We start from the raw sequence: 20299 nt of genomic DNA, 5'->3' as shown, positions 1-20299 counted from the left end.
CGATCAGTCCGGCAGCATCGCTTTGAGCGTGTCCAGCCGGTCGGCTTCCGCGGCGGGCTTGTCCCAGCGGAGCCGCGAGATGCGGGGAAAGCGCATGGCGACGCCCGATTTATGGCGGCTCGATCGCGCAAGGCCCTCGAACGCCACCTCCAGCACGAGCCCATGGCCCAGCTCGGCGCGCACCGAGCGCACCGGCCCGAAACGCTCGACCGTGTTGTCGCGCACATATTTGTCGAGATACTTCAACTCCTCGTCGGTGAAGCCGAAATAGGCCTTGCCGACCGGCACGAGTTCGGGCGCGTCCTCGGAACCGGCCCAGACGCCGAACGTGTAGTCGGAATAAAAGCTGGAGCGCTTGCCGTGTCCGCGCTGGGCATACATCAGCACGGCGTCGATCAGATGCGGATCCTGCTTCCACTTGAACCACGGGCCTTTCGGCCTGCCCGACAGATAGGGGCTGTCCCAGCGCTTCAGCATCAGCCCCTCGATCACCGGATGAGGCAGGGCCGCCCGTTTTTCGGAGAGCTTCGCGAAGGTGTCGAACGGCACCAGCGGCGACAGGTCGAAGCGTGAGGGGTCGAGATGCGCGACGAAGGCTTCCAGGCGCTTGCGCCGCTCGGCGAAGGCCAGCGGACGCGTGTCGTCCTCCTCCTCGACGAGCAAATCGTAGACGCGCAGGAAGACCGGGTACTTCTTGATCACGGCGGCGCTGACGGTCTTGCGGTTCAGCCGCTGCTGGAGATCGGAGAAGGTGCCGGTCACGATGCCCTCGGTCTTCGCCGGACGCGCGACGAGCAGCTCGCCATCGAGCGTACCGGCAAAATCCATGTGCTCGACGAGATCGGGAAACGAGCCCGAAATGTCGTCGCCGGTGCGCGAATAGAGCCGGCAGATGCCGGCCTCGCGCGTCGCCTGGACGCGGATGCCGTCCCATTTCCACTCCGCCGCGTAGTCCTCGGGGACGATCTTCGGATAGTCCGGCTCTTCCAGCGGCTGCGACAGCATGACGGGGCGAAAGGGCGCGGCGGCGGCCGAAACGGGCTTCTCTCCCCGGCCCTCCAGCCAGGCGAACAGGGCCTCGTAGGGCGCCTCCAGTCCGTGCCACAGTTCCTCGATCTCGCCCACGTCCTTGCCGCCCAGATCGGCGACTGCCTGCTTGGCCAGCCGCGCCGAGACGCCGATGCGCATCGCTCCGGTGACAAGCTTCAGGAGCGCGTAGCGGCCGGACGAATCGAGGCGGTCGAGCCATCCCTCGACGAGCCGCGGCCCCTCCTGTCGCGAAGCATTGCCCAGCGCCTCGACGATTTCCGTCAGGCTGGGCTGGCGGCCGTCGGGCATCGCCTGGTCCTGCGGAGCGGGCCAGACCAGAGCCAGGGTCTCGGCCAGATCGCCGACATAGTCGTAGGAGTAGCCGAACAGCACCTCGTCCATGCGTTCGGCGATCAAGGCGCGCAGCATCGCCGGCTTGACGCTGGCGATCGAGAGATCGCCGGTGATGGCGGCGAGCGCATAGCCGCGCTCGGGATCGGGTGCGGCGCGGAAGAAGTCGGTCATCAGCCGCAGCTTGCCGTTGCGCGACGGCGTCAACACCAGACGGTCGAGCAGTTCGGCGAACCGCCTCATGGGCAGGCGGCCGCGGCCGATGACGGGCCGTCCTCGCGGCGAACAGATAGCCCGGCACGGCGCTGACGCAAATGATGACGCGCGGTGAACCGGGCGTCGGCATCCATACCGGGCTCGGCGATCAGCCACTCCAGATAGTCGTCCGGCACCTCGGCGATGGGCGCGCCCTTGTGCTTGCCGAAGCGCAGCTTGGCGAGCAGCGCCGGTTCGCGTGAGGCCTGTTCGGCCCGGTCGAGAAAGTCGCCGAGATCGGCGCAGTTCGGCATCAAAGCGGACGCGATCGAGCGCAGCAGCACCGCCGTGCAGACCGCGTCGTAAAGCGCGCGGTGCGGCGCCAGACCGGACAACAGCGGCCGCACGCCGGTCAGGTCGAGCGGCAGGTATTTGACCAGCGACTGCAGCCCGTGGGCTCGGGCCTGCGGGAACGCGCGCAACGCAAGCTTGTGCGTACACAGCCAGCGGCCGGTGAGCTTCAAGCGTGGGCGGTCGAAATCGGCCCGCTGGGCAGCATAGGCGGGCGCGCCCGAAAATGCGCGGATCGCCTCGCCGAACGTTGGCGCGCCGACAAGCATATCGTCGCTGATCCGGTGAACCTTGCGGGCATGCGGATCGATGACGACGCCGGCCGGATCGCAGAAGGTCTGCATGGGATTGACGATTTCGCCGCTGTTCAGATCCAGATCGACCGACCCGATTTCGATCACGGCATCCTCCGCGAGACGATGGCCCGCGGTTTCCGTATCGATGACGCGCACCAGAGGCTTGGCTGGCTCGGCAAACAGCGAAGGCGTTGTCGCAGAAGGAGGAAAGAAGCCATGCATCGCCTCCTTCCATCGCGCGTTCCGCGCCCACGCGCAAGCCGGCCGGTGCGTGGTGTTTGCGCAGCCGGGAAACGGCGTCACAATCCCGGCGCAAGCCTCGACGCCACCGCCGCGCCTTTGGCGCTTGAAACCAAAGCCGTTAACCGGTATCAGGGCCGCGTTCGCCCGTGCTCCGCACGGATCGCGACACGCCGCATTAGCTCAGTTGGTAGAGCACGTCATTCGTAATGATGGGGTCGCTGGTTCGAGTCCGGCATGCGGCACCACCCCACGCCTCTTCAAATCGCAGCCGATCAGGCCGTCTTGAGCAGCCGGAGATCGGCGCGGTTGTCCGACTGGAGCACCGAGCGCATGACGGCCGTGCGATTGCGGCCCTGCCGTTTGGCGTCATAGAGGGCCTCGTCGGCCAGCGCGACGAGCACGCTTTCAGTTAGGATCGAGAAGGGGCTCGGATTGAGCGTGGCGCAGCCGAGGCTGACGGTCACGACGCCGGCCGGCCGGTTGCGCTGGTGGGGCAGACCGAGTTCCTCGACCGCTACGCGAAGCCGCTCGGCAACGCTTTGCACGGCCGCCGGCTCGGCATCATAGAGGACGAGCGCGAATTCCTCGCCGCCGAAGCGGGCCGCCACATCTCCGGGACGGCGCACGAAGCCGCCGAGCGTCGCCCCGATCGCCCGCAGGCAATCGTCGCCCGCCAGATGCCCGAAGCTGTCGTTGTAGACCTTGAACCGGTCGACATCGAGCAGGATCAGGGACAGTGCCTTCTGTTCGCGGCCGGCCCGCGCCCATTCGAGCGCCAGACGCCGATCGAACTCACGCCGGTTGTTGAGGTTGGTCAGCCCGTCGGTGGCGGCCATTTCAGCCAGTTGCACCTCGGCGAGTTGCCGGCGCGCCACCTGTCCGGCGAGCTTGAAACCGATATGGCCCAACACGGCGGCCAGGAGGATGACCACCGCGATCTGCAGCGCAAAGCGGTTGCGCCAAATGGCCATGATCTCATCCTCGGCCATCGTGCAAACGACAGCCAGCGGATACCTTGCGCCATACTGATAAGCGATGATCCGCTCTATGCCGTCATAGGGCGACGTGATCTGGCTCGTCCCGGCGGTGTCGGTTGTCGGAACGTCGCCCGACGTCGAGCGGAACGGCAACTTCGTCCCGATCGTCCCCTCCAGGGGAGGCCAGCGTGACAGGAGCGTGCCATCGGCGTTGAACAGATCGATGCTGCCGGCTTTTCCGACCTCGAATTCCGAGAAGAAGTCGGTGAAATAGTCGACATCGATGGTGGCGGCGACGATCCCGCCGAACGAACCGTCCGGCTTGTCGAAGCGGCGCGTCGCGGGAATGATCCATTGCCCCTGCATCCGGCTCTTCACCGGGTTGCCGATGTGCAGGGTCTTGTCCGCATGGGTCTTGTGATAGAGGAAATAATCGCGATCGCCGTTGTTGGCGTTCGGCGACTGGCTATCGAACGAATTCACGACCCAGCGTCCGTCGGCGTCGAAAATCGCCAGGGCCTGCAGACGGGGTGAACGTTCGGTCAAAGCCTTCAGGTCATCACTCGAAACCGCCATGGTGCCGGATGCCGCGTCCAGCGATTGCACGACCGCGCTCGTGGCGAGATCGGCCATCTCGAAGGAATCCTCGGCCTGCTGCATCAGCGAACGTGACAGATTGCCCAGATCGGTCTCGGTCTCCTGAAAGATGCGGTCGCGCTCGTTTATGCCGTCCCAGATCTGCAGGCCGATAATGGCGGCGCACATGACCAAGACCAGTGTGCGCAGCAGCGGCGCCAGGGGTATGAGCGACATCTTCGAAGATCGGCTCGCCATACGGTTTTGGCCCTGTGCGATGGTTTAGGCGCCAGCGGCCCCGCCGGCAGACCGGCAAACTCGCAGCAATCCCAAAAGAAATCGTTACACATCCATCGCTAGATGGATCGATTCCGGCGATTATCGCAGGGCGTCCCAGGGCGGATTCGACTTGGATTGTCGAAGGCGAGGACCTCGAAACGCCCCCAGCGCCGAGCCAGGGACAGAGACATCGCTTCGCCAAGGATTGAGCGTGCGGCGGCATGGGCGAGCCAGGGGCGGAATGCAGCGTCGTCGAAGTTCAGGAGGTGGTGCAGGAGAACCACCCTCCCCCCTGGCGCCGTGGCGGTACGGAGCCGGGCGAGCGTTTGGAAGAGATTTCTCTCGGGAAGATAGTAGAGCAGTTCGGACACCACGATGAGATCGAACGGACCGCGCGGCATGTCGTGCGGCAAAAGGCCGACCTCCACCCTGATACGGTCGCAGTCGTGGGTGCGGTGCCGTGCCGCCTCGATGGCCGTCGGCGATGCATCGATGCCGACGATCCGCAAAACCCGCGTTCGCAGCGCCATGGTCGTGACGCCGTTGGCGCAGGCCAATTCCAGCACCCGGCCGCGCTGCCCTGCTCCGCATGCTTGCAGAAGCACGCCGCGCTTGAACGCCTCGAACCGCGAGCCCGCGTAGTTCCAAGGGTCTGCATTCTGCCGGAACTTCGCCTCGAAGCCGGCGGGATCAATCGCCTTCACCGGAGCGCCCGCCAATAATGTTCGACCGGGCCCGTCAACCGGTCGATGGTCTGCGCCGTCAGACGAAACGCCGCCGGATCGTCGTTGATGAGGTCGGTGGTCTGCGACAGATGGGCAGCGACGGCGGCTCGCTTGATCGGGGTGACATCGGAGATGTCGAAGCCGACCCTTTCAGCCTCGCCGGGCACCGGCCGATCGTCGGGCTCGCCGAACTCATCCAGCCAGACGGCATATTCGAGCTGCATCGGCGTCAGTCCGGTTCGCTTCAGTGCCGCCTGCGTCAGAGCCCAGGCGTCGCGGTGATCGCAATGCGGATCGCGCCGCCAGGGCAACAGCACCAGGTCGGGCTCGAAGGACTGGACGATCGCGGTCAGCGTGCTCAGGGCCGTGGCGCCATCGGGCGTCTCGAGCGGCGGCATTGCCGCATCTGACAGCCTCAGGAAGCTGCGATCCTGCGCAGCGAGCCCGAGGCGACGAAGCGCCTCCGCAGCTTCCAGCTCACGTTGCGCGGCCAGGCGGGCTCGCGGCCAATGCTGCGAACGGGGGTGCGAGGCGCCGCCGTCGGTCACGAAGACGACGTGGACCCGGCCGCCGCGATGCGCGAGTCGAGCGAGGAGACCACCGCATCCCAGTGCCTCGTCGTCGGGATGGGGCGCGATCACCAACACCCGCCGCGTCGAAAGCGCCTCGATATCGATCATCCTCGCATCAGTCGCCATCGAGCATCCCCGGCGTCCAGTCGCCATCGGCCACGGCCCGGCCGAACGCCGCCAAGGCGCCATCGGGGTTGGGCTGGCGCAGATAGGTCCGAAGATCACGGATCAGCCGCTCCAGCGGATGCGGCGCGATGAACCCGGCGGCCCCGACACCCCGCTCGGCCTCTTCCAGCACGGTCATTGCGGCGCATTCCACCGCCGTGCGCGCGGCATTGGCGGTGGCCTGAAGACGCTCCGACGCGCCGTCCGTTTCTTGGTGCGCACCCATCCAGGCCCTGGCCGAAAGATCGAGCCACCGATAGGCTGTCCCAACCGCCAGGCCGATGCGGCCGATCCGATGCAACTGATAGGGATCGCCATCCCGACCTGTCTGCCGCAAATGGCTCACCGTCGCGTCGAGCACCGCATGCGCGCCGCCGGTCTGAACCGCCGCGAAGCGGATGGCGCCGCCGCTGAACCAAGGCTGCCGGATATAGGCGTCCGGCGGGCCGAGCATCCAATCCGGCTCGACCGCGAGTTGGCCGAAGGACGCGATGTGGCTTCCCGACGCCTGCATCCCCACCGGGCGCCACCAGCGCCGGTCGACCGCGAGTCGGTCGACGGGCACCACGATCATCTGCCGGCCGCCGGCCGTCGGCACCGTGACGATGGCGCGACTGAGGCCGTCGATGCCCGATGCGAAATTCTTCGCGCCCGACAGGACGGCATCGTCCAGGCGCAACGGGTCGCTTGGCAGATCGGTGTTCCAGACACCGAACAGGCCGCCTCGCTCGGCGATTGCCGCGAACTGCCGGCGTTGGCCGGCGTCGCCGAAGCGCTCGATCAGCCACAGCGCATTCACGTGCCCCTCGTAGATCCGGCCGACGCTGAGATCGCCGCGCCCCACTGCGGCGAGCAGGCAGATCAGGTCGACGATCCGGCCCGGCTCGATCGGCGGCGCAGCGACATGCCCTTCAGCACGCAGGAGATCGAAGGATGCCGCTGGGAATGCCATCTCATCTGCCGCCTCAGCCCAATTTGCGGCGAGCGCGGCCGACAGACGGCGGTGGAATTCAGGCTGCACGGACGCCCTCCGTCACTTCCGCGATCATCGTCGAAATCCGTGCTATCGCGATCTCGACCGGACAAGAAGCCGGCGCGTCGGGCTCGTCGGGAGCCCATTGCTCGACCAAACTCACGGCGAGCGCCGGATCGACGGTCTGCATGCGAAATCGCCTGCGGCGGCGTAAACGGGCCAAAATCCGGGCGGGATCTTCCACGATCAACGGGACTCCGGTCTCAGCGTCACGCATCCAGCCCATCAAGCAGTCGGCCATGCCGCCCGGCGCCCGCCCGTTTAGGCGCGCCGAGACATGAACCACCACGTCGAGAGGATGGCAAAGGCGATGGCCCGCCTGCCGCACACGGCTGACGAACGCAAGGTCTTCGCGGCAGGATGTTGCCGGCAGGCCGCCCACGGCACGATAGACGTCGGCGCGGACCGCGAGGCTGCCACCGGTGTGGTCATGGTGATGCGGCCACGGATCGTGTTCGATCGGATCGACGAGAGAAGCCAGTCGATCGGCCAGCGTCATATAGGTCTGGTGCAGATGCGCCCGCTCGATAAACGCCGGGCCAAGCAATGCCTCTTCAGCCGCGTCTCCAACAAGCCGGCCGCCGACCAGGTCGATGCCGGCCGCGATGTGGCGCAGGTTGGCGGAGATCCAGCTTCGGTCGGGACGAGCGTCGGCATCCGTCGTCAGGATGACGGCCCGCTCAGCTTCTTCGCACAGCGCCGAGGCGGTTTCCATGGCCAGCCGCCGCGCCGATCCGACATGCGCATCGCCTTCGACAAAGACCACGTCGATGACGGTGATCTTAAGATCGGCATGCCCTTGGGCAGCTTCGGCGACCACCTGCCGGCTATCGTCCGTGCAATTATTGAGAACCAGAACAACTGGGAGGCGCCGGCGTGCCGTCCTCAGCCAATCCTGACACGACAGCGCCTTCAAGAGAGCCGGCAACCGGCGGGACTCGTTGCGCGCCGGCACCGCAACGATGGGAGAAAATGCCCAGGCAATCTCCTCTTTCACCTGCGTGCCCCTTCAACGCCCAACCGTGCTTCAAACACGCCAAGCGTTGGAAGGTTCACCGGGAAAACCGTAGCCAGGTGGCGGCCTGGGCGGGGCCCGGCGACGGCAAAAGGCAAGCCGCCAGGTGCAGGCGCCCGACGTCAATCGACGCTCTTGCGCTCCTCGATCTGGGCCTCGTAGGCGAGGCGCGCCTTGCGAACCTCGGCGCGATCGGAGACTTCGGGCACCGCCACCTCCCACCAGGCACCGCCGGCTTCGGTGGACGGCCAGGGATCGGTGTCGATGACGATCACGTGGCTGCGCTCGGACCGGCGCGCGCGCGCCAGCGCCTCCTCCAGCCCGGCGATGGAATCCACCTTCTCCGAAATTGCCCCCATGGATCCGGCATGCGCGACGAAGTCGATGTCGGAGGGGACGACGTGGCGCGCGGTATCGAGCAGGTTGTTGAAGCTCTTGCCGCCGCAGGAAACCTGCAGCCGGTTGATGCAGCCGAAGCCGCGATTGTCGAGGAGCACGACGATGATCTTGATGCCGAGCATCACGGAGGTGGCGAGCTCGGAGTTCATCATCATGTAGGAGCCGTCGCCGACCATGACGCAGATCTCGCGATCGGGCAGCGCCATCTTGGCGCCGACGGCGCCGGCGATCTCGTAGCCCATGCAGGAATAGCCGTATTCCATGTGATAGCCGTTGGGCTTCGACGCCTTCCACAGCTTCTGCAACTCGCCGGGCAGGCCGCCGGCCGCGCAGAAGACCACCCCGTTCTCGTCGAGGCTGCGTTGTACGGCACCGATCACATGGGCGTCGGTCGGCAACGCGTTCCCCTGGGGCGCGGCGGTGGCGGCGTCAACGGCGCCGAGCCACTCTTCTCGCAATACGAGATCAGGCGCCGGAGCGCGATGGCCCGCCAGCGCTTCATCGAGTTTGGCGAGCGCCGCCTTGGCGTCGGCGATCAGCGGCAAGGCATCGTGCTTGATCGCGTCGTAGGAGCAGACGTTGATGGCCAGCATCCTGCGCCCGGGATTCTTGAACACCGCCCAGGAGCCGGTTGTAAAGTCCTGGAAGCGGGTGCCGACGCCGATCACCAGATCAGCCTTGGCGGCAATCGCATTGGCGGCGGCGCTGCCCGACACCCCCGGCGCGCCGAAGTTGAGCGGATGCTCCCACGACAGCGCCGAGCGGCCCGCATGGGTCTCGCAGACCGGGATGTCGTAGGTCTCGGCGAAGCGGCGCAGCTCGTCGCAGGCATCGGAATAGAGGACGCCGCCGCCGGCGACGATCAGCGGCGCCTTGGCGGCGCGGATCATCGCCACCGCATCGGCCAGTTCGCGCGGATCGGGCTCCGGCCGCCGCCGCCGCCAGACCCGCTCGTCAAAGAAGATCTCGGGCCAGTCATAAGCCTCCGCCTGGACGTCCTGGCAGAAGGCGAGAACGACCGGACCGCAGTCGGCCGGGTCGGTGAGCACGCGCATCGCGCGGGGCAGCGCCGTCAGCAGATGCTGCGGCCGGGTGATGCGGTCGAAATAGCGGGCGACCGGGCGAAAGCAGTCGTTGGCCGAGACGGTGGCGTCGTCGAAATCCTCAATCTGCTGGAGCACGGGATCCGGTTCGCGGCTGGCGAAGACGTCGCCGGGAATGAGCAGCAGCGGCAGCCTGTTGACGTGGGCGGTGGCGCAGGCGGTGACCATGTTGGTCGCTCCGGGGCCGATCGAGGTGGTCACGGCCATCGCCTGGCGCCGGTTCCTGGCCTTGGCATAGGCGATCGCGGCATGCGCCATGGCTTGTTCGTTGTGGCCGCGCCAGGTGGGCAGCACGTCCTCTGCCGCCGCCAGCGCCTCGCCGAGACCCGCCACGTTGCCGTGGCCGAAGATCGCCCAGACGCCCGGGACGAGCGGCTCGCCCTCTTCGTTCTTCTGCGCAGCCAAATAGCGCACCAGAGCCTGCGCCGCCGTCAATCTGACCGTCTTCATCCCCATGGCTCCCGTTCTTGGCCCGCGCTGGCCCTCTGCATCCTGGCGGCTCAGCCCGGCTGTTTCAGCAGCCATTCGTGCTGCGGTTCGTTGTGGAATTTCCAGGTGCGCTTCGGCCCGGCCATGACGTTCAGATAGTAAAGATCATAGCCGTGGGTGGCGGCGCAGGGATGATAACCCTTCGGCACCATCGTCACGTCGCCGTCCTCGATCACCATGGCCTCGTCCAACTCGCGGCGGCCGTCCGGCCCGGCGTCGGTGTAGACGCGCTGAAAGCCGAAGCCCTGCGGCGGGTTGAAGCGGTGGTAGTAGGTCTCCTCCAGGTAGGATTCCGCCGGCAGATCGTCGGTGTCGTGCTTATGCGGCGGGTAGGACGAGGTGTGGCCGCCCGGCGTGATCACCTCCACCACCAGCAGCGAATCGGCGCCCGGATCGGTCTCGGGCAGGATGTTGGTGACGTAGCGTGTGTTCGTGCCGTGGCCGCGCGTTTCCTGGCTCAGACCGTCCGGCGCGATCAGGCGGGCCGGATGGGCGCCGGGCTTGCCGGGCGCGGAGCAGACGGCGAGTTCGACGTCGGTCGCCGCCTCGACCGTATAGCCGGCACCGGCCGGGACATAGACCGACCACGGCTTGCCGGAAAACGGATCGGAGCGTTCGCCGATGGTGCCGAAGCTCTCGCCGGCCGCCGAGATCGCCGCCTTGCCGGAGACCAGCACTAGACAGACCTCGCGGTCGCCGGTCTCATCGCTGACGCTCTCGCCGGCGGCGAGCTTGACCAGGGAAAACCCCACATAGGTCCAGCCGGCGCTCTCCGGCGTCACGTCGATCAACCGGCCGCTCGTCTTCGCGGATCGTACTCGCAGATTGGGCATCACGCTCCCTTTCCTTCGTTGCTCCGTCGGCCGCCGAGGCGCGGATCGTCTTCCCGCGTCGCGGCCTCGGTCGAGTTGGACGGGCATCCGGTCCAGATGGTGTCTCCCGAGAGCTCGCAGGCTTGGTTCAGGCCGCCTTGCGCAACCCGGCCTCGTCGAGGAAGCCGACGAGATTCTTGTAGCCCATGGTCACGTAGGTCTTGGGGTTGGCCTTCTCCGGGTCCTGCTCCGCTTCGATCACGACCCAGCCGGAATAGCCCGGCAGTTCCTTGAACACCGCGACATAGTCGATCGTGCCGTCACCGGGCACGGTATAGACCCCCTCCAGCACCGAATCGAGGAACGACCAGTCCTCTTCGCCAGACTTTTGGGCGACGTCGAGCCGAACGTCCTTGGTATGGACGTGGGCAATGCGGTCGCGATAACGCCGGGCGAGCGCCACCGGATCGGAGCCGCCCCATAGGGCATGGCCGGTGTCGAGCAGAAGCTTCACCGCCTCGCCGGTGCCAGCCATAAAGCGGTCGATATCGGCTTCGGTCTGCACCACCGTGCCCATATGATGGTGATAGACCACCGTCAGCCCGTATTCCTGCTTCACCAGCTCGGCATAGCGCGTCATGCGCGGCAGGAAGCGGTCCCATTCCTCGTCGGTGAGGATCGGGCGCCTGGAGAGCGGAACGTCCTTGCTGCCATGGACGGTGCGGGTGCATTCACAGGTCACCACGACCTGCGCGCCGGCGTCGCGGCGGAAGGTCAACTCGCTTCGATTGGCCTCCAGCTCGGCCTCCGCATCGCGCTCCAGGAGGAAGGTCGACAGCCAGCCCGAGACGAACACCATGCCGTAATCGGCCAGCTTCGCCTTCAGATCCGGCCCGGTCCTGGGAAACTTGTTGCCGAGCTCCATACCCTCCAGGCCAATCTCGGCGGCCTCGGACAAGCACTGCTCCAGCGGAATGTTGCCGCCGATCTCGATCATGTCGTCATTCGACCAGCAGATCGGATTGGCACCGATGCGGATCATCGTCGTTTCCTCCAGAATAATCAGGACCGTCTTGCTGCGGCTTCCCCGTCAGGCGGTCACTGGCTCTCTTGCATGGGTCCAGGCGGCGACGAGATCGCGGAACCGATCCGCCATCTCCCGCACCGCCGTTTCATCGTCGATCGCGCCGGCAAGCCAGCGCCGCGCCGGGTCGGCGAAGATCGTGCGGCCGACGGCGAAGCCCTTGACCAGCGCCGTGTCGGCGGTCGCGGCGAACGCGGCTTCCAACTCCGGCTGCGGCGCTTCCAGCCCCAGCAGCACGATGCCCCGGCACCATGGATCGTGGCGGGCGATGACAGCGGCCACCGCATTCCACGCCTCGGGCGAGGCCTGCGGCTCGAGCTTCCACCAGTCGGGCTTGACGCCGGCGCGATAAAGCCGGTCGAGAACGGTGGCAACCGTATCGTCCGACAGCGGTCCGTTCTTGCCGGCGATGATCTCGACCAACAGCTCGCGGCCGATCCTGTGTGCCGCCTCATAGGCTCTCAGAAGCGTTTCCGTCTGCGCGTCCTGAAGCGCCTGCGGATCGTCGGGATGATAGAAGCACAGGCACTTGATGACGTGGTCGACCGGCCATTCGACCAGCAGCGACCCGATGTCGCGGCCATGCTCGAAGCGCAAGGGACGCGATCCGGGCGCCTCGATCGGCCGGGCGATCCAGAACCCCGCCTCGGCAGCACGCCCGAACGCATCCCGGCCATAGGTCTCGTCCAGGAGGACGCCGAAGCCCGGCCGACCATCGGCGACCCGAGCCGCCGCCTCGACAGCGAGTTCCTTGAAGGCGGCAATGCGCGAAGGATCGGCGCCGGTCTCGCGCGCCAGATCTTCCAACTGCGAGCGATGGTCGATCGCCAGCGCCGCCAGCCGCGGCCACTCCCGGCGCCGCGTCGTCACCCAATGAATATGATTAAGCGTCTCGTCCTTGCGCAACGCCCGATGCGGCGAACCATGCGCCAGGAAATGCTCGAGCTCCGGAAAGGTCGGGCTCTCGGGAGAGCAGAGCAGGCGCGACACCGCAAAGGCGCCGCAGGCGTTGGCCCAGGTCGCGGCGGTGGCGAGATCCTCGCCGCCGAGATAGCCGCGCAGGAAACCTGACATGAAGGCGTCGCCGGCGCCGAGTACATTATAGACCTCGATCGGAAAACCCCGACCGACAATGCCGGCCTGCAGATCGTCGGAGATCGGGCCGTCGTAGACGATGCAGCCCATGGGGCCACGCTTGAGGACGATCGTCGCCGGGCTCAACCCACGAATGGCCTTCAGCGCCGACAGCACGTCGTCGGAGCCGCCGGCGATCATGATCTCTTCTTCGGTGCCGACGATCAGATCGCAGTCGGGCAGAACGGTCCGCAATTTTTCCGTCACCGCGCCGGAAGCGACATAACGGCTGAAGCCGGCGGCGTGGCCCGCCAGGCCCCACAGGTTCGGGCGATAATCCACGTCGAAGCAGATTCGGGCGCCGTTCGCCTTGGCGATCGCCATGGCCTTGCGCTGAGCGGCTTCGGTGTTCGGCTTGGAAAAATGCGTTCCCGAAACGACGATGGCGCGGGCACGGGCGAAGAAGGCCTCGTCGACATCCTCTTCGGTGAGCGCCATGTCGGCGCAATTCTCGCGGTAGAAGATCATCGGCGAGCGGTTCTCGGCCTCGACCGCGAGCAGGACCAGCGCCGTGAGCCGCTCCGGATCGGTGACCACCGCGCCGGTGTCGACGCCCTCGCGAGCCAACTGCTCGCGGATGAAACGCCCCATCTGCTCGTCGCCGACCCGAGTCAAGACCGCGCTCTTCAATCCCAGCCTGGCGGTGCCGATGGCGATGTTGGTCGGGCAGCCGCCGACGGACTTCGCCATCGACGTGATGTCTTCCAGCCGGGACCCGATCTGCTGGCCATAAAGGTCGACGGACGAGCGGCCGATCGTGATGACATCGAGCGGCTCTGCCTTCGCTGTGGTTGCGACCATAAAACCCATTCCCATCGTCTGCGTCGAGACCGACACACAGCGATCGCTCTCGCGCAGCAAATGAAATATGAATTTCCAATTACTGTCAATGCGGATTGAATATTCCATCCGATGGCGCTAACACTGATCCCGCTTTGATCTTGGAGGGGAAATCCCATGCTGTCCTTTGGTCTGCTCGGCGCTGGCCGGATCGGCCAGATCCACGGCCGTAACATCGCGTCGCACCCGCGCGCGCGACTCGTCGCCCTGACCGACGCCATGCCCGCTGCGGCGCAGGCACTGGCCGACGCGACCGGGGCTGTCGTCCGGTCGGCCGATGAGATCATCGGCGCGGACGATATCGACGCCATCGCGATCTGCACGCCGACCGACACTCATGCCGAGTTGATCGAGCGGGCGGCCGCGGCCGGCAAGGCGGTGTTCTGCGAAAAGCCGGTGGACCTGTCGAGCGCCCGCATCCGTGCCGTCCTCGACCGCATGGCCCCGGTGCCGCTGATGATCGCCTTCAACCGGCGTTTCGATCCCAACTTCGCGGCGCTCAAGTCGCGCTGCGACGAGGGCAGGATCGGCGAGGTCGAATTGGTCTCGATCATCTCGCGCGATCCGGGCGCGCCGCCCGTCTCCTACATCAAGTCGTCGGGCGGGCTGTTCCGAGACATGATGATCCACGACTTCGACATGGCCCGCTTCCTGCTCGGTGAAACCATCGAGGAGGTGCATGCGGTCGGGTCCTGCCTCGTCGATCCGGGCATCGGCGAAGCCGGCGACGTCGACACTGCCGCCGTTCTGCTCAAGACGATTTCCGGCAAGATCTGCCAGATCTCGAATTCGCGGCGCGCCACCTACGGCTACGACCAGCGGATCGAAGTGCACGGCTCCAAGGGACTCCTGAAGGCGGACAATCTCTACGAGACGACAGTGGTGCTCGCCAACGGGTCCGGCTTCGCCGCCGATCCGGTGCAGAACTTCTTCCTGGAGCGTTATGCGGAAGCCTATCGCCGGGAGATCGAGCATTTCATCTCCGCCATCGAGAACGGCAAGGCGCCCTCCCCGTCCGGCCTCGACGGCTATGAAGCCGGTCGCCTGGCCGATGCCGCCACCGAAAGCCAGCGCACCGGACGCGCCGTCAAGGTCGCCGAAATCGGATGATCTGCCCCCACCATTGCCGATCTCCGGCGATGGTGGCACTGCCCTGGCGGGGAGCCTTCAAGCGCTCATTTGCGAAGACGGGACGGGAGGTTTGGCCGAACGGTGTCCGTGGTCGCCGTCTGTCCGGAAGCGGCGGATCCAGGGCTGCCTCCCCCCCCCCCCGAGAGAAGATTAAAAATTCCATATTGACGACCTACAGAAGCCATGTTTCATTATCGCCCAGCCGAAAGACGTCGGCGATAGAATGAGCATGTGTAGTCTTCGTCGGCCGCTCTGGTGGCGGACGAACCTATGCAATGCGGGGAGGAGCACTACGCCGCCCGCCGCCGAGACCCGGCTGGCGGAGCGACGGCTGGAAGACCGTTCATCCAATTGGTCGCCGACTACGGCCGATACGCCACGCAGTGCCAGTGGCGGAATGTGCGTGGCGAAGCCGGCAGGCTCATCCATCCCCGACGATCGGGATATTGCGTATGGCTGCCATCGAGACCGACACACTTCTGCTGAAAGCTCAGGGGATCACGAAAGGATTCTCCGGGGTGGTGGCTCTGGACGGCGTCAACCTGGAAGCCAATGTCGGAGAAGTTCACGGCATCGCTGGCGAAAACGGCGCCGGAAAATCGACGCTCATCAAGGTTCTGACCGGAGCGCATGTGCCCGATGCCGGTACGATCGTCTTCAACGGCCGGGAACTTGCCCATCTCGATCCCCGTCGCGCCATGCACGTCGGCATCGCCTGCATCTATCAGGAACTGAACCTCATCCCGCATCTGACGGTGACCGAAAATATCTATCTCGGCCGTGAGATCAAGCGGGTCGATCGCCTCGGCATTCTGGATCGCCAGACGATGCGGAACAACGTCTCGTCGCTGCTCCGGGACTTGGGGCTGAACATCGATCCGGACGCCCGGCTCGGCTCCCTGGGCGTGGGCCAGCAGCAGATGATCGAGATCAGCCGCGCCGTGCAGGCCGACGCCAAGCTCATCATCATGGACGAGCCGACATCCAGCCTCAGCAACAAGGAAGCGGAGGAGCTGTTCCACATCATCGCGCAATTGAAGGCGCGCGGCGTGGCGGTCCTGTTCATCTCGCATCGGCTCGACGAATTGAAGCAGAACTGCGATCGGGTGACCGTGCTGCGCGACGGCAAGAGCGTCGCCTGCGTGGACATGGCAGCGACCTCGGTCGACGAGATCATCAAGTTGATGGTCGGGCGCGACATCGCCAACAAGTATCCGAAGGTCAAGGCGGAACCCAAGGACGTCGTGCTCAGCGTCGAAGGGCTGAACCGGAAGGGCGTGCTCCACGATATTTCGTTTTCGCTGCGCGCCGGCGAGGTGCTGGGCTTCGCCGGGCTGGTCGGCTCCGGCCGCACAGAGACGGCCCGGGCGATCACTGGCGCCGACCCCATGGACTCCGGTCAGATCAAGGTCTTCGGCCAGGAGGTGCGCATTCGCCAGCCGCGCGATTCGATCGAGGCCGGGATCGCCTTCCTGACCGAGAACCGCAAGGAACAGGGCCTGATCCTGATCCAGAGCGTGGAATTCAATTCCACCATGGTCAAGATGGAGCGCTACGCCAAGCTGGGCGTCCTCAACCTCCAGACATTGCGCAAGATCACCCAGGACCTCGCGACCGGGCTTCGGCTTCGCGCCGCCAGTATCGACATGCCGGTCGGACAACTTTCCGGCGGCAACCAGCAGAAGGTCGTCATCGCGAAGTGGCTGCTGTCGAAGGCGCGGATCTTCATCTTCGACGAGCCGACGCGCGGCATCGACGTTGGCGCCAAGGTCGAGGTTTACAAGCTGATCAACGAACTCGTCGCCGGCGGCGCCGGCGTCATCATCATCTGCTCAGAAATGGATGAAGTGCTGGGCATGAGCGATCGCATCATCGTCATGCATGAAGGACGGATCACGGCCGAAATGACGCGGGACGAGGCGACCCAGGAAAACATCATGTTCGCAGCGTCCGACGTCCAGGCCGCGCCCGACCTTCAATACGCCTGAGCGGAGGCTCGAAACGATGGTTCGTGCCTTTCCGGGAGGATCTGACGGCCATGCGAGTTGGCGGATGGGAGGCATCCGGGCTCGCCGGGACGGCCCCGCTTAGGCACGGCGGGCGATCGAAGACATAGTTTGCATGCCGTGAGAGGGAGGACTTGATGGCAGACAGCAATCCCGCGGTGGGCCTATCGGCCCGGCCGACGATCCTGCGGCGCACATCGATGGCGCAGAGGCTCTACAGTCTCGGCGTGCTTCTGAGCCTGCTGCTCTTGTGCGCGGTGATGAGCCTGCTGTCGGATCGCTTCCTGACCATGTACAATTTGATGAACGTCGCCTCTCAGGCGGCGGTCAGCGCCATCGTCTCGATCGGCATGTTCCTGGCGATCCTCACCGCCGGAATCGACCTTTCGGTCGGAGCCATCCTGGCGCTGTCGACCATGGTCATGGGCGTGGCGTGCGTCAATTGGGGCCTCAACCCCTTCCTGTCCATCCTCGTCTGCCTCGGCACCGGCTCGCTCCTGGGATTCTGCAACGGGCTGATGCTGACCCAGCTGCGGCTGCCGCATCCTTTCATTTCGACGTTGGGCATGCAGAAGATGGCACGCGGCATCGCCCTGGTCATCACCGGCGCGGCGCCAATCAGCATGTTTCCGGCACCGGTCCAATATCTCGGCAGCGCCGAGGCCCTCGGCATACCCGTGAGCTTCATTCTGGTGGCGGTTCTCTACATCCTGATGTACCTGTTCCTGACCCGCACCACCACGGGCCGCTACATCTATGCCGTCGGCGGCAACAAGGAAGCGAGCCGTCTCAGCGGTATCCGGGTCAACGGCATTCTCAATCTCGTCTACACGATCAGCGGCTTCATGGCCGCCCTGGCCGGGCTCGTTCTGACCGGCCGCGTCAACGCCGTCTATCCGCTGGCCGGGCTCGACTACGAGACCGACGCCATCGCCGCCGTGATCATCGGCGGGGCCAGCTTCTTCGGCGGCATCGGCTCGATCGGCAACACGATCATCGGCGTTCTGCTGATCGCCGTTCTGCGCAACGGCCTCAACCTGCTCAACGTCGATTCCGCCTACCAGACGTTCGCGATCGGGGCCGTCATCATCGTCGCCGTCGCCATCGACGTCGCGCGGCAACGCTTCATGACGTCGCGATAGTCGCCGTCACGATGGAAGGCCGGCCAGGCCCTCAAGGCGTGGCGGGGACAAGGGAGGAGCCCGCGAGAGCCGCACGGACGCTCGCGGCAACAAGGAAAACCAGGGAGAGAGACATGATCATCAAGAAACTCGGTATCGCCATGATGGCGACCGCCCTTTCGATGGGCGTGGCGTGTTCCGGCGCCCAGGCGGCCGATGCCAAGATCGCGGTCATCCTGAAGACGCTCAGCAGCCAATACTGGAAGATCGTCGCGGCGGGCGCGCAGGATGCGGCCAAGAAGCACGACGTCGAGCTGATCCTGCTCGGCCCGCCGACCGAAGACGCGGTCGAGCAGCAGATCAACATGGTCCAGGACGCCCTGGCACAGGAGCCCGACGCCCTCGTCTTCAGCCCGTCACAGCCGGCCACCGCGATGGGTGTTCTGGACGACGCCGCGCGGCAGGAGGTGCCCGTCCTCCTCATCGATACCGGCATGCCGGAAGGCTACACCAACTACGAGACCTATATCGGCACCGACAATTTCGCGGCCGGGAAAGCCGGCGGTCAGGCCTTGGCCGAGAAGCTCAAAGCGGGCGACAGGATCGTTCTGCTCGACGGAGCGCCGGGAAATCCGACGATGACGGAGCGTTGCGACGGCGCCGCGGAGGTTCTGAAGGAGGCCGGAATGGTGATCGCGGCACGGCAGCCCGCCTACAGCGATCGCGAGAAGGCCTACACCGCCATGCAGAACATCCTGCAGTCCGATCCGGACATCGCCGGCGTCTTCGCCGGCAACGACGAGGAGGCTCTGGGTGCGATGCGCGCGTTGCAGCAGAGAGGCAAGGAGGACGTTCCGGTCATCGGCGTCGATGCGAACGAAGAGAACCTGAAGGCGATCCTGGCCGGCGATCTCTACGGCTCCGTCGCCCAGGGCAATTACGACATGGGCTACATGGGCATCGAAAAGGCGCTCGAAGTCATCGGTGGCGGCACCATCGACAAACGGATCGATTCCGGCGCCACGATGATCACGAAGGACAACGCGCAGAAGCTGCTCGATGACCGCGCCAAGATGTCCCAATAAAGGGATGGCGGCCAACCGTCGTCAGGGACGGTGACCGGGCGGACCGCGAGCGAGAGCCGACCCCGCCGGACACGGCGGGGCGACCTTTCAAACAGCAGACGGCCGCAAGGTGCCGTACCCGTGGGCGAATCCGGTCGCCGATCGACCGCTTTGCGAACGGGCCGGCGTCTCGGCCACTCAAAACCGGTGCCGGATGGGCGCCGGGAGAGTGGGTGCGCGATGAGCGAGACGTTACAGGTGGGAATTGTCGGCCTTGGCCGCCTCGGCAAACGCCATGCCCGCAATCTGGCGCTGAACGTTCCCGGTGCGGCTCTGGTCGCCGCCGCCAGCCCGATCGCCGAGGAGCGCGATTGGGCAGCTGGGGCTCTCCCCGGCGTCAGGACCTATGACGGGTTGGGGCCGCTGCTCGACCATCAGCGTCTGGACGCGGTCTGGCTGGTCACGCCGACCTCGCTGCACGCCGACCAGACCATCGACGTGCTGAAGGCCGGCAAGCACGTCTTCTGCGAAAAGCCGTTGGCTCTGACCGTCGAGGACTGCGATCGGGTCATCGCCGTCGCCAAGGCCTGTCCGCAACAGCTGGCCATGGTCGGCTTCATGCGGCGGTTCGACCCCGCCTACGCGGAGGCCAAACGGCAACTCGCCGACGGCCGGTTGGGGACGCTGTTTCATATCGGATGCGTTTCGCAGGACCCGGTCGATCCGGACGGGTTCTTCGTCAAGTTCGCGCCGACGTCGGGAGGCATCTTCCTCGACTGCTGCATCCACGACATCGACCTCGTGCGATGGATGCTCGACGGCACCGAAGCGGTCGACCTGACGGCGACCGGCTCGCACATCATGTATCCGGCGCTCGCCGAGTGCGACGACGTCGACAACGGCTTTGCCACCGTCACCTTCGCCGGCGGCATCGTCGCCACGTTCCACGTCTCGCGCACCTCCCATCACGGCTACGAGGCGACGATGAACCTCGTCGGCACGCGCGCCAGCCTTTTGGTCGGCGCCGGCCAGACACGGCGGTCGCTGATCGCTCGGCAGGACGGGCGCACGGCGATCGACGGCCAGGCCGATTTCTTCGCCCGATTCAACGATGCCTTCCTGCTCGAAGCCCACGCCTTCGTCGAAGCGGTCCGCTCCGGCGGGCCCTCGCCTCTCGGCCTGGAGGACGCCCGCGAAGCGACCCGGCTCGGCTGCCGGCTTCGCGAGGCGGCGCGCCGAACGGTCAACGCTGTTGGATGTCCGGCGGCGTCCGCCGCGAACCATCGATCGTAGATGAAACGGGACGGCT

At 65.9% G+C, this 20299-nt stretch carries 16 protein-coding genes and 1 tRNA gene; 6 read left to right on the top strand and 11 right to left on the bottom strand.

From position 1 onward, the window contains the following. Positions 1–3: 3 nt before the first annotated feature. Together SMD10_RS11135 and SMD10_RS11130 are read right to left on the bottom strand one after the other, a co-directional pair. Complete coding sequence (locus tag SMD10_RS11135; RefSeq protein ID WP_331685763.1) at positions 4–1623, bottom strand: cisplatin damage response ATP-dependent DNA ligase; 1620 nt, start codon at positions 1621–1623, stop codon at positions 4–6. Then, the gene (locus tag SMD10_RS11130) at positions 1620–2444 is read right to left on the bottom strand and encodes an exonuclease domain-containing protein (protein WP_331685762.1); all 825 of its coding nucleotides are present in this window, start codon (positions 2442–2444) and stop codon (positions 1620–1622) included. The genes SMD10_RS11135 and SMD10_RS11130 overlap by 4 nt, the downstream gene beginning before the upstream one ends. A gap of 190 nt (positions 2445–2634) precedes the next feature. Here SMD10_RS11130 and SMD10_RS11125 point away from each other — a divergent pair. Beyond that, positions 2635–2710, top strand: a tRNA-Thr gene (locus SMD10_RS11125). A 27-nt stretch (positions 2711–2737) separates the two neighbouring features. Here the strand turns inward: SMD10_RS11125 and SMD10_RS11120 are convergent. The 9 genes from SMD10_RS11120 to SMD10_RS11080 all read right to left on the bottom strand — a co-directional run bounded on the left by SMD10_RS11120 (position 2738) and on the right by SMD10_RS11080 (position 13629). Beyond that, a complete protein-coding gene (locus SMD10_RS11120) occupies positions 2738–4255 on the bottom strand; it encodes a sensor domain-containing diguanylate cyclase (protein ID WP_331685761.1) in 1518 nt (505 codons plus the stop codon). 119 nt (positions 4256–4374) lie between these two features. Continuing rightward, positions 4375–5001 carry a class I SAM-dependent methyltransferase gene (locus tag SMD10_RS11115; RefSeq protein ID WP_331685760.1) on the bottom strand — a complete coding sequence of 209 codons (627 nt, stop codon included), beginning with the start codon at positions 4999–5001 and terminating at the stop codon, positions 4375–4377. After that, on the bottom strand, positions 4998–5720 hold the full coding sequence (locus tag SMD10_RS11110; RefSeq protein ID WP_331685759.1) for a PIG-L deacetylase family protein: 723 nt from the start codon (positions 5718–5720) through the stop codon (positions 4998–5000). The genes SMD10_RS11115 and SMD10_RS11110 overlap by 4 nt, the downstream gene beginning before the upstream one ends. Next, positions 5710–6711 (bottom strand): acyl-CoA dehydrogenase family protein, encoded by a 1002-nt coding sequence (locus SMD10_RS11105; protein WP_331685758.1) that lies wholly within the window; start codon positions 6709–6711, stop codon positions 5710–5712. Before SMD10_RS11105 ends, SMD10_RS11110 begins: the two co-directional genes overlap by 11 nt. A 58-nt stretch (positions 6712–6769) precedes the next feature. Next, on the bottom strand, positions 6770–7789 hold the full coding sequence (locus SMD10_RS11100) for a glycosyltransferase family 2 protein (RefSeq protein ID WP_331685757.1): 1020 nt from the start codon (positions 7787–7789) through the stop codon (positions 6770–6772). 140 nt (positions 7790–7929) lie between these two features. Beyond that, the gene (gene iolD / locus SMD10_RS11095) at positions 7930–9759 is read right to left on the bottom strand and encodes a 3D-(3,5/4)-trihydroxycyclohexane-1,2-dione acylhydrolase (decyclizing) (RefSeq protein WP_331685756.1); all 1830 of its coding nucleotides are present in this window, start codon (positions 9757–9759) and stop codon (positions 7930–7932) included. 50 nt (positions 9760–9809) lie between these two features. Next, the gene (gene iolB / locus SMD10_RS11090) at positions 9810–10631 is read right to left on the bottom strand and encodes a 5-deoxy-glucuronate isomerase (RefSeq protein ID WP_331685755.1); all 822 of its coding nucleotides are present in this window, start codon (positions 10629–10631) and stop codon (positions 9810–9812) included. Between the two features lie 127 nt (positions 10632–10758). Then, positions 10759–11652: a myo-inosose-2 dehydratase gene (gene iolE / locus SMD10_RS11085; protein ID WP_331685754.1), complete on the bottom strand. Its 894-nt coding sequence runs from the start codon at positions 11650–11652 to the stop codon at positions 10759–10761. A gap of 48 nt (positions 11653–11700) precedes the next feature. After that, positions 11701–13629: a bifunctional 5-dehydro-2-deoxygluconokinase/5-dehydro-2-deoxyphosphogluconate aldolase gene (locus SMD10_RS11080; protein ID WP_331685753.1), complete on the bottom strand. Its 1929-nt coding sequence runs from the start codon at positions 13627–13629 to the stop codon at positions 11701–11703. A 156-nt stretch (positions 13630–13785) separates the two neighbouring features. On the opposite strand from SMD10_RS11080, the gene iolG reads away from it, so the two are divergent. The 5 genes from iolG (at position 13786) to SMD10_RS11055 (ending at position 20283) form a co-directional block, all read left to right on the top strand. Beyond that, positions 13786–14778, top strand: coding sequence for an inositol 2-dehydrogenase (iolG, locus tag SMD10_RS11075; protein ID WP_331685752.1), 993 nt, complete (start codon positions 13786–13788; stop codon positions 14776–14778). Positions 14779–15251: 473 nt separating this feature from the next. After that, the gene (locus SMD10_RS11070; RefSeq protein WP_331685751.1) at positions 15252–16787 is read left to right on the top strand and encodes a sugar ABC transporter ATP-binding protein; all 1536 of its coding nucleotides are present in this window, start codon (positions 15252–15254) and stop codon (positions 16785–16787) included. A 155-nt stretch (positions 16788–16942) separates the two neighbouring features. Continuing rightward, a complete protein-coding gene (locus SMD10_RS11065; RefSeq protein WP_331685750.1) occupies positions 16943–17947 on the top strand; it encodes an ABC transporter permease in 1005 nt (334 codons plus the stop codon). Between the two features lie 113 nt (positions 17948–18060). Next, complete coding sequence (locus tag SMD10_RS11060; protein WP_331685749.1) at positions 18061–19011, top strand: sugar ABC transporter substrate-binding protein; 951 nt, start codon at positions 18061–18063, stop codon at positions 19009–19011. Between the two features lie 219 nt (positions 19012–19230). Beyond that, complete coding sequence (locus SMD10_RS11055; RefSeq protein WP_331685748.1) at positions 19231–20283, top strand: Gfo/Idh/MocA family oxidoreductase; 1053 nt, start codon at positions 19231–19233, stop codon at positions 20281–20283. Positions 20284–20299 lie beyond the last annotated feature (16 nt).

Origin of the sequence: Consotaella aegiceratis (assembly GCF_036541425.1) — a bacterium.
Taxonomy (GTDB): domain Bacteria; phylum Pseudomonadota; class Alphaproteobacteria; order Rhizobiales; family Rhizobiaceae; genus Consotaella; species Consotaella aegiceratis.
The sequence above is the reverse complement of the archived record's forward strand: the minus strand, read 5'-3'. Positions and strand labels throughout refer to the sequence as shown.

Coding starts and splice junctions, on each gene's coding strand:
- SMD10_RS11065 (WP_331685750.1), top strand. CDS start 16,943: ATGGCAGACAGCAATCCCGCGGTGGGCCTATCGGCCCGGCCGACGATC.
- SMD10_RS11070 (WP_331685751.1), top strand. CDS start 15,252: ATGGCTGCCATCGAGACCGACACACTTCTGCTGAAAGCTCAGGGGATC.
- SMD10_RS11105 (WP_331685758.1), bottom strand. CDS start 6,711: ATGGCATTCCCAGCGGCATCCTTCGATCTCCTGCGTGCTGAAGGGCAT.
- SMD10_RS11120 (WP_331685761.1), bottom strand. CDS start 4,255: ATGTCGCTCATACCCCTGGCGCCGCTGCTGCGCACACTGGTCTTGGTC.
- SMD10_RS11135 (WP_331685763.1), bottom strand. CDS start 1,623: ATGAGGCGGTTCGCCGAACTGCTCGACCGTCTGGTGTTGACGCCGTCG.
- SMD10_RS11060 (WP_331685749.1), top strand. CDS start 18,061: ATGATCATCAAGAAACTCGGTATCGCCATGATGGCGACCGCCCTTTCG.
- SMD10_RS11130 (WP_331685762.1), bottom strand. CDS start 2,444: ATGCATGGCTTCTTTCCTCCTTCTGCGACAACGCCTTCGCTGTTTGCC.
- SMD10_RS11110 (WP_331685759.1), bottom strand. CDS start 5,720: ATGGCGACTGATGCGAGGATGATCGATATCGAGGCGCTTTCGACGCGG.
- SMD10_RS11080 (WP_331685753.1), bottom strand. CDS start 13,629: ATGGTCGCAACCACAGCGAAGGCAGAGCCGCTCGATGTCATCACGATC.
- iolB (WP_331685755.1), bottom strand. CDS start 10,631: ATGCCCAATCTGCGAGTACGATCCGCGAAGACGAGCGGCCGGTTGATC.
- SMD10_RS11055 (WP_331685748.1), top strand. CDS start 19,231: ATGAGCGAGACGTTACAGGTGGGAATTGTCGGCCTTGGCCGCCTCGGC.
- iolE (WP_331685754.1), bottom strand. CDS start 11,652: ATGATCCGCATCGGTGCCAATCCGATCTGCTGGTCGAATGACGACATG.
- iolG (WP_331685752.1), top strand. CDS start 13,786: ATGCTGTCCTTTGGTCTGCTCGGCGCTGGCCGGATCGGCCAGATCCAC.
- iolD (WP_331685756.1), bottom strand. CDS start 9,759: ATGAAGACGGTCAGATTGACGGCGGCGCAGGCTCTGGTGCGCTATTTG.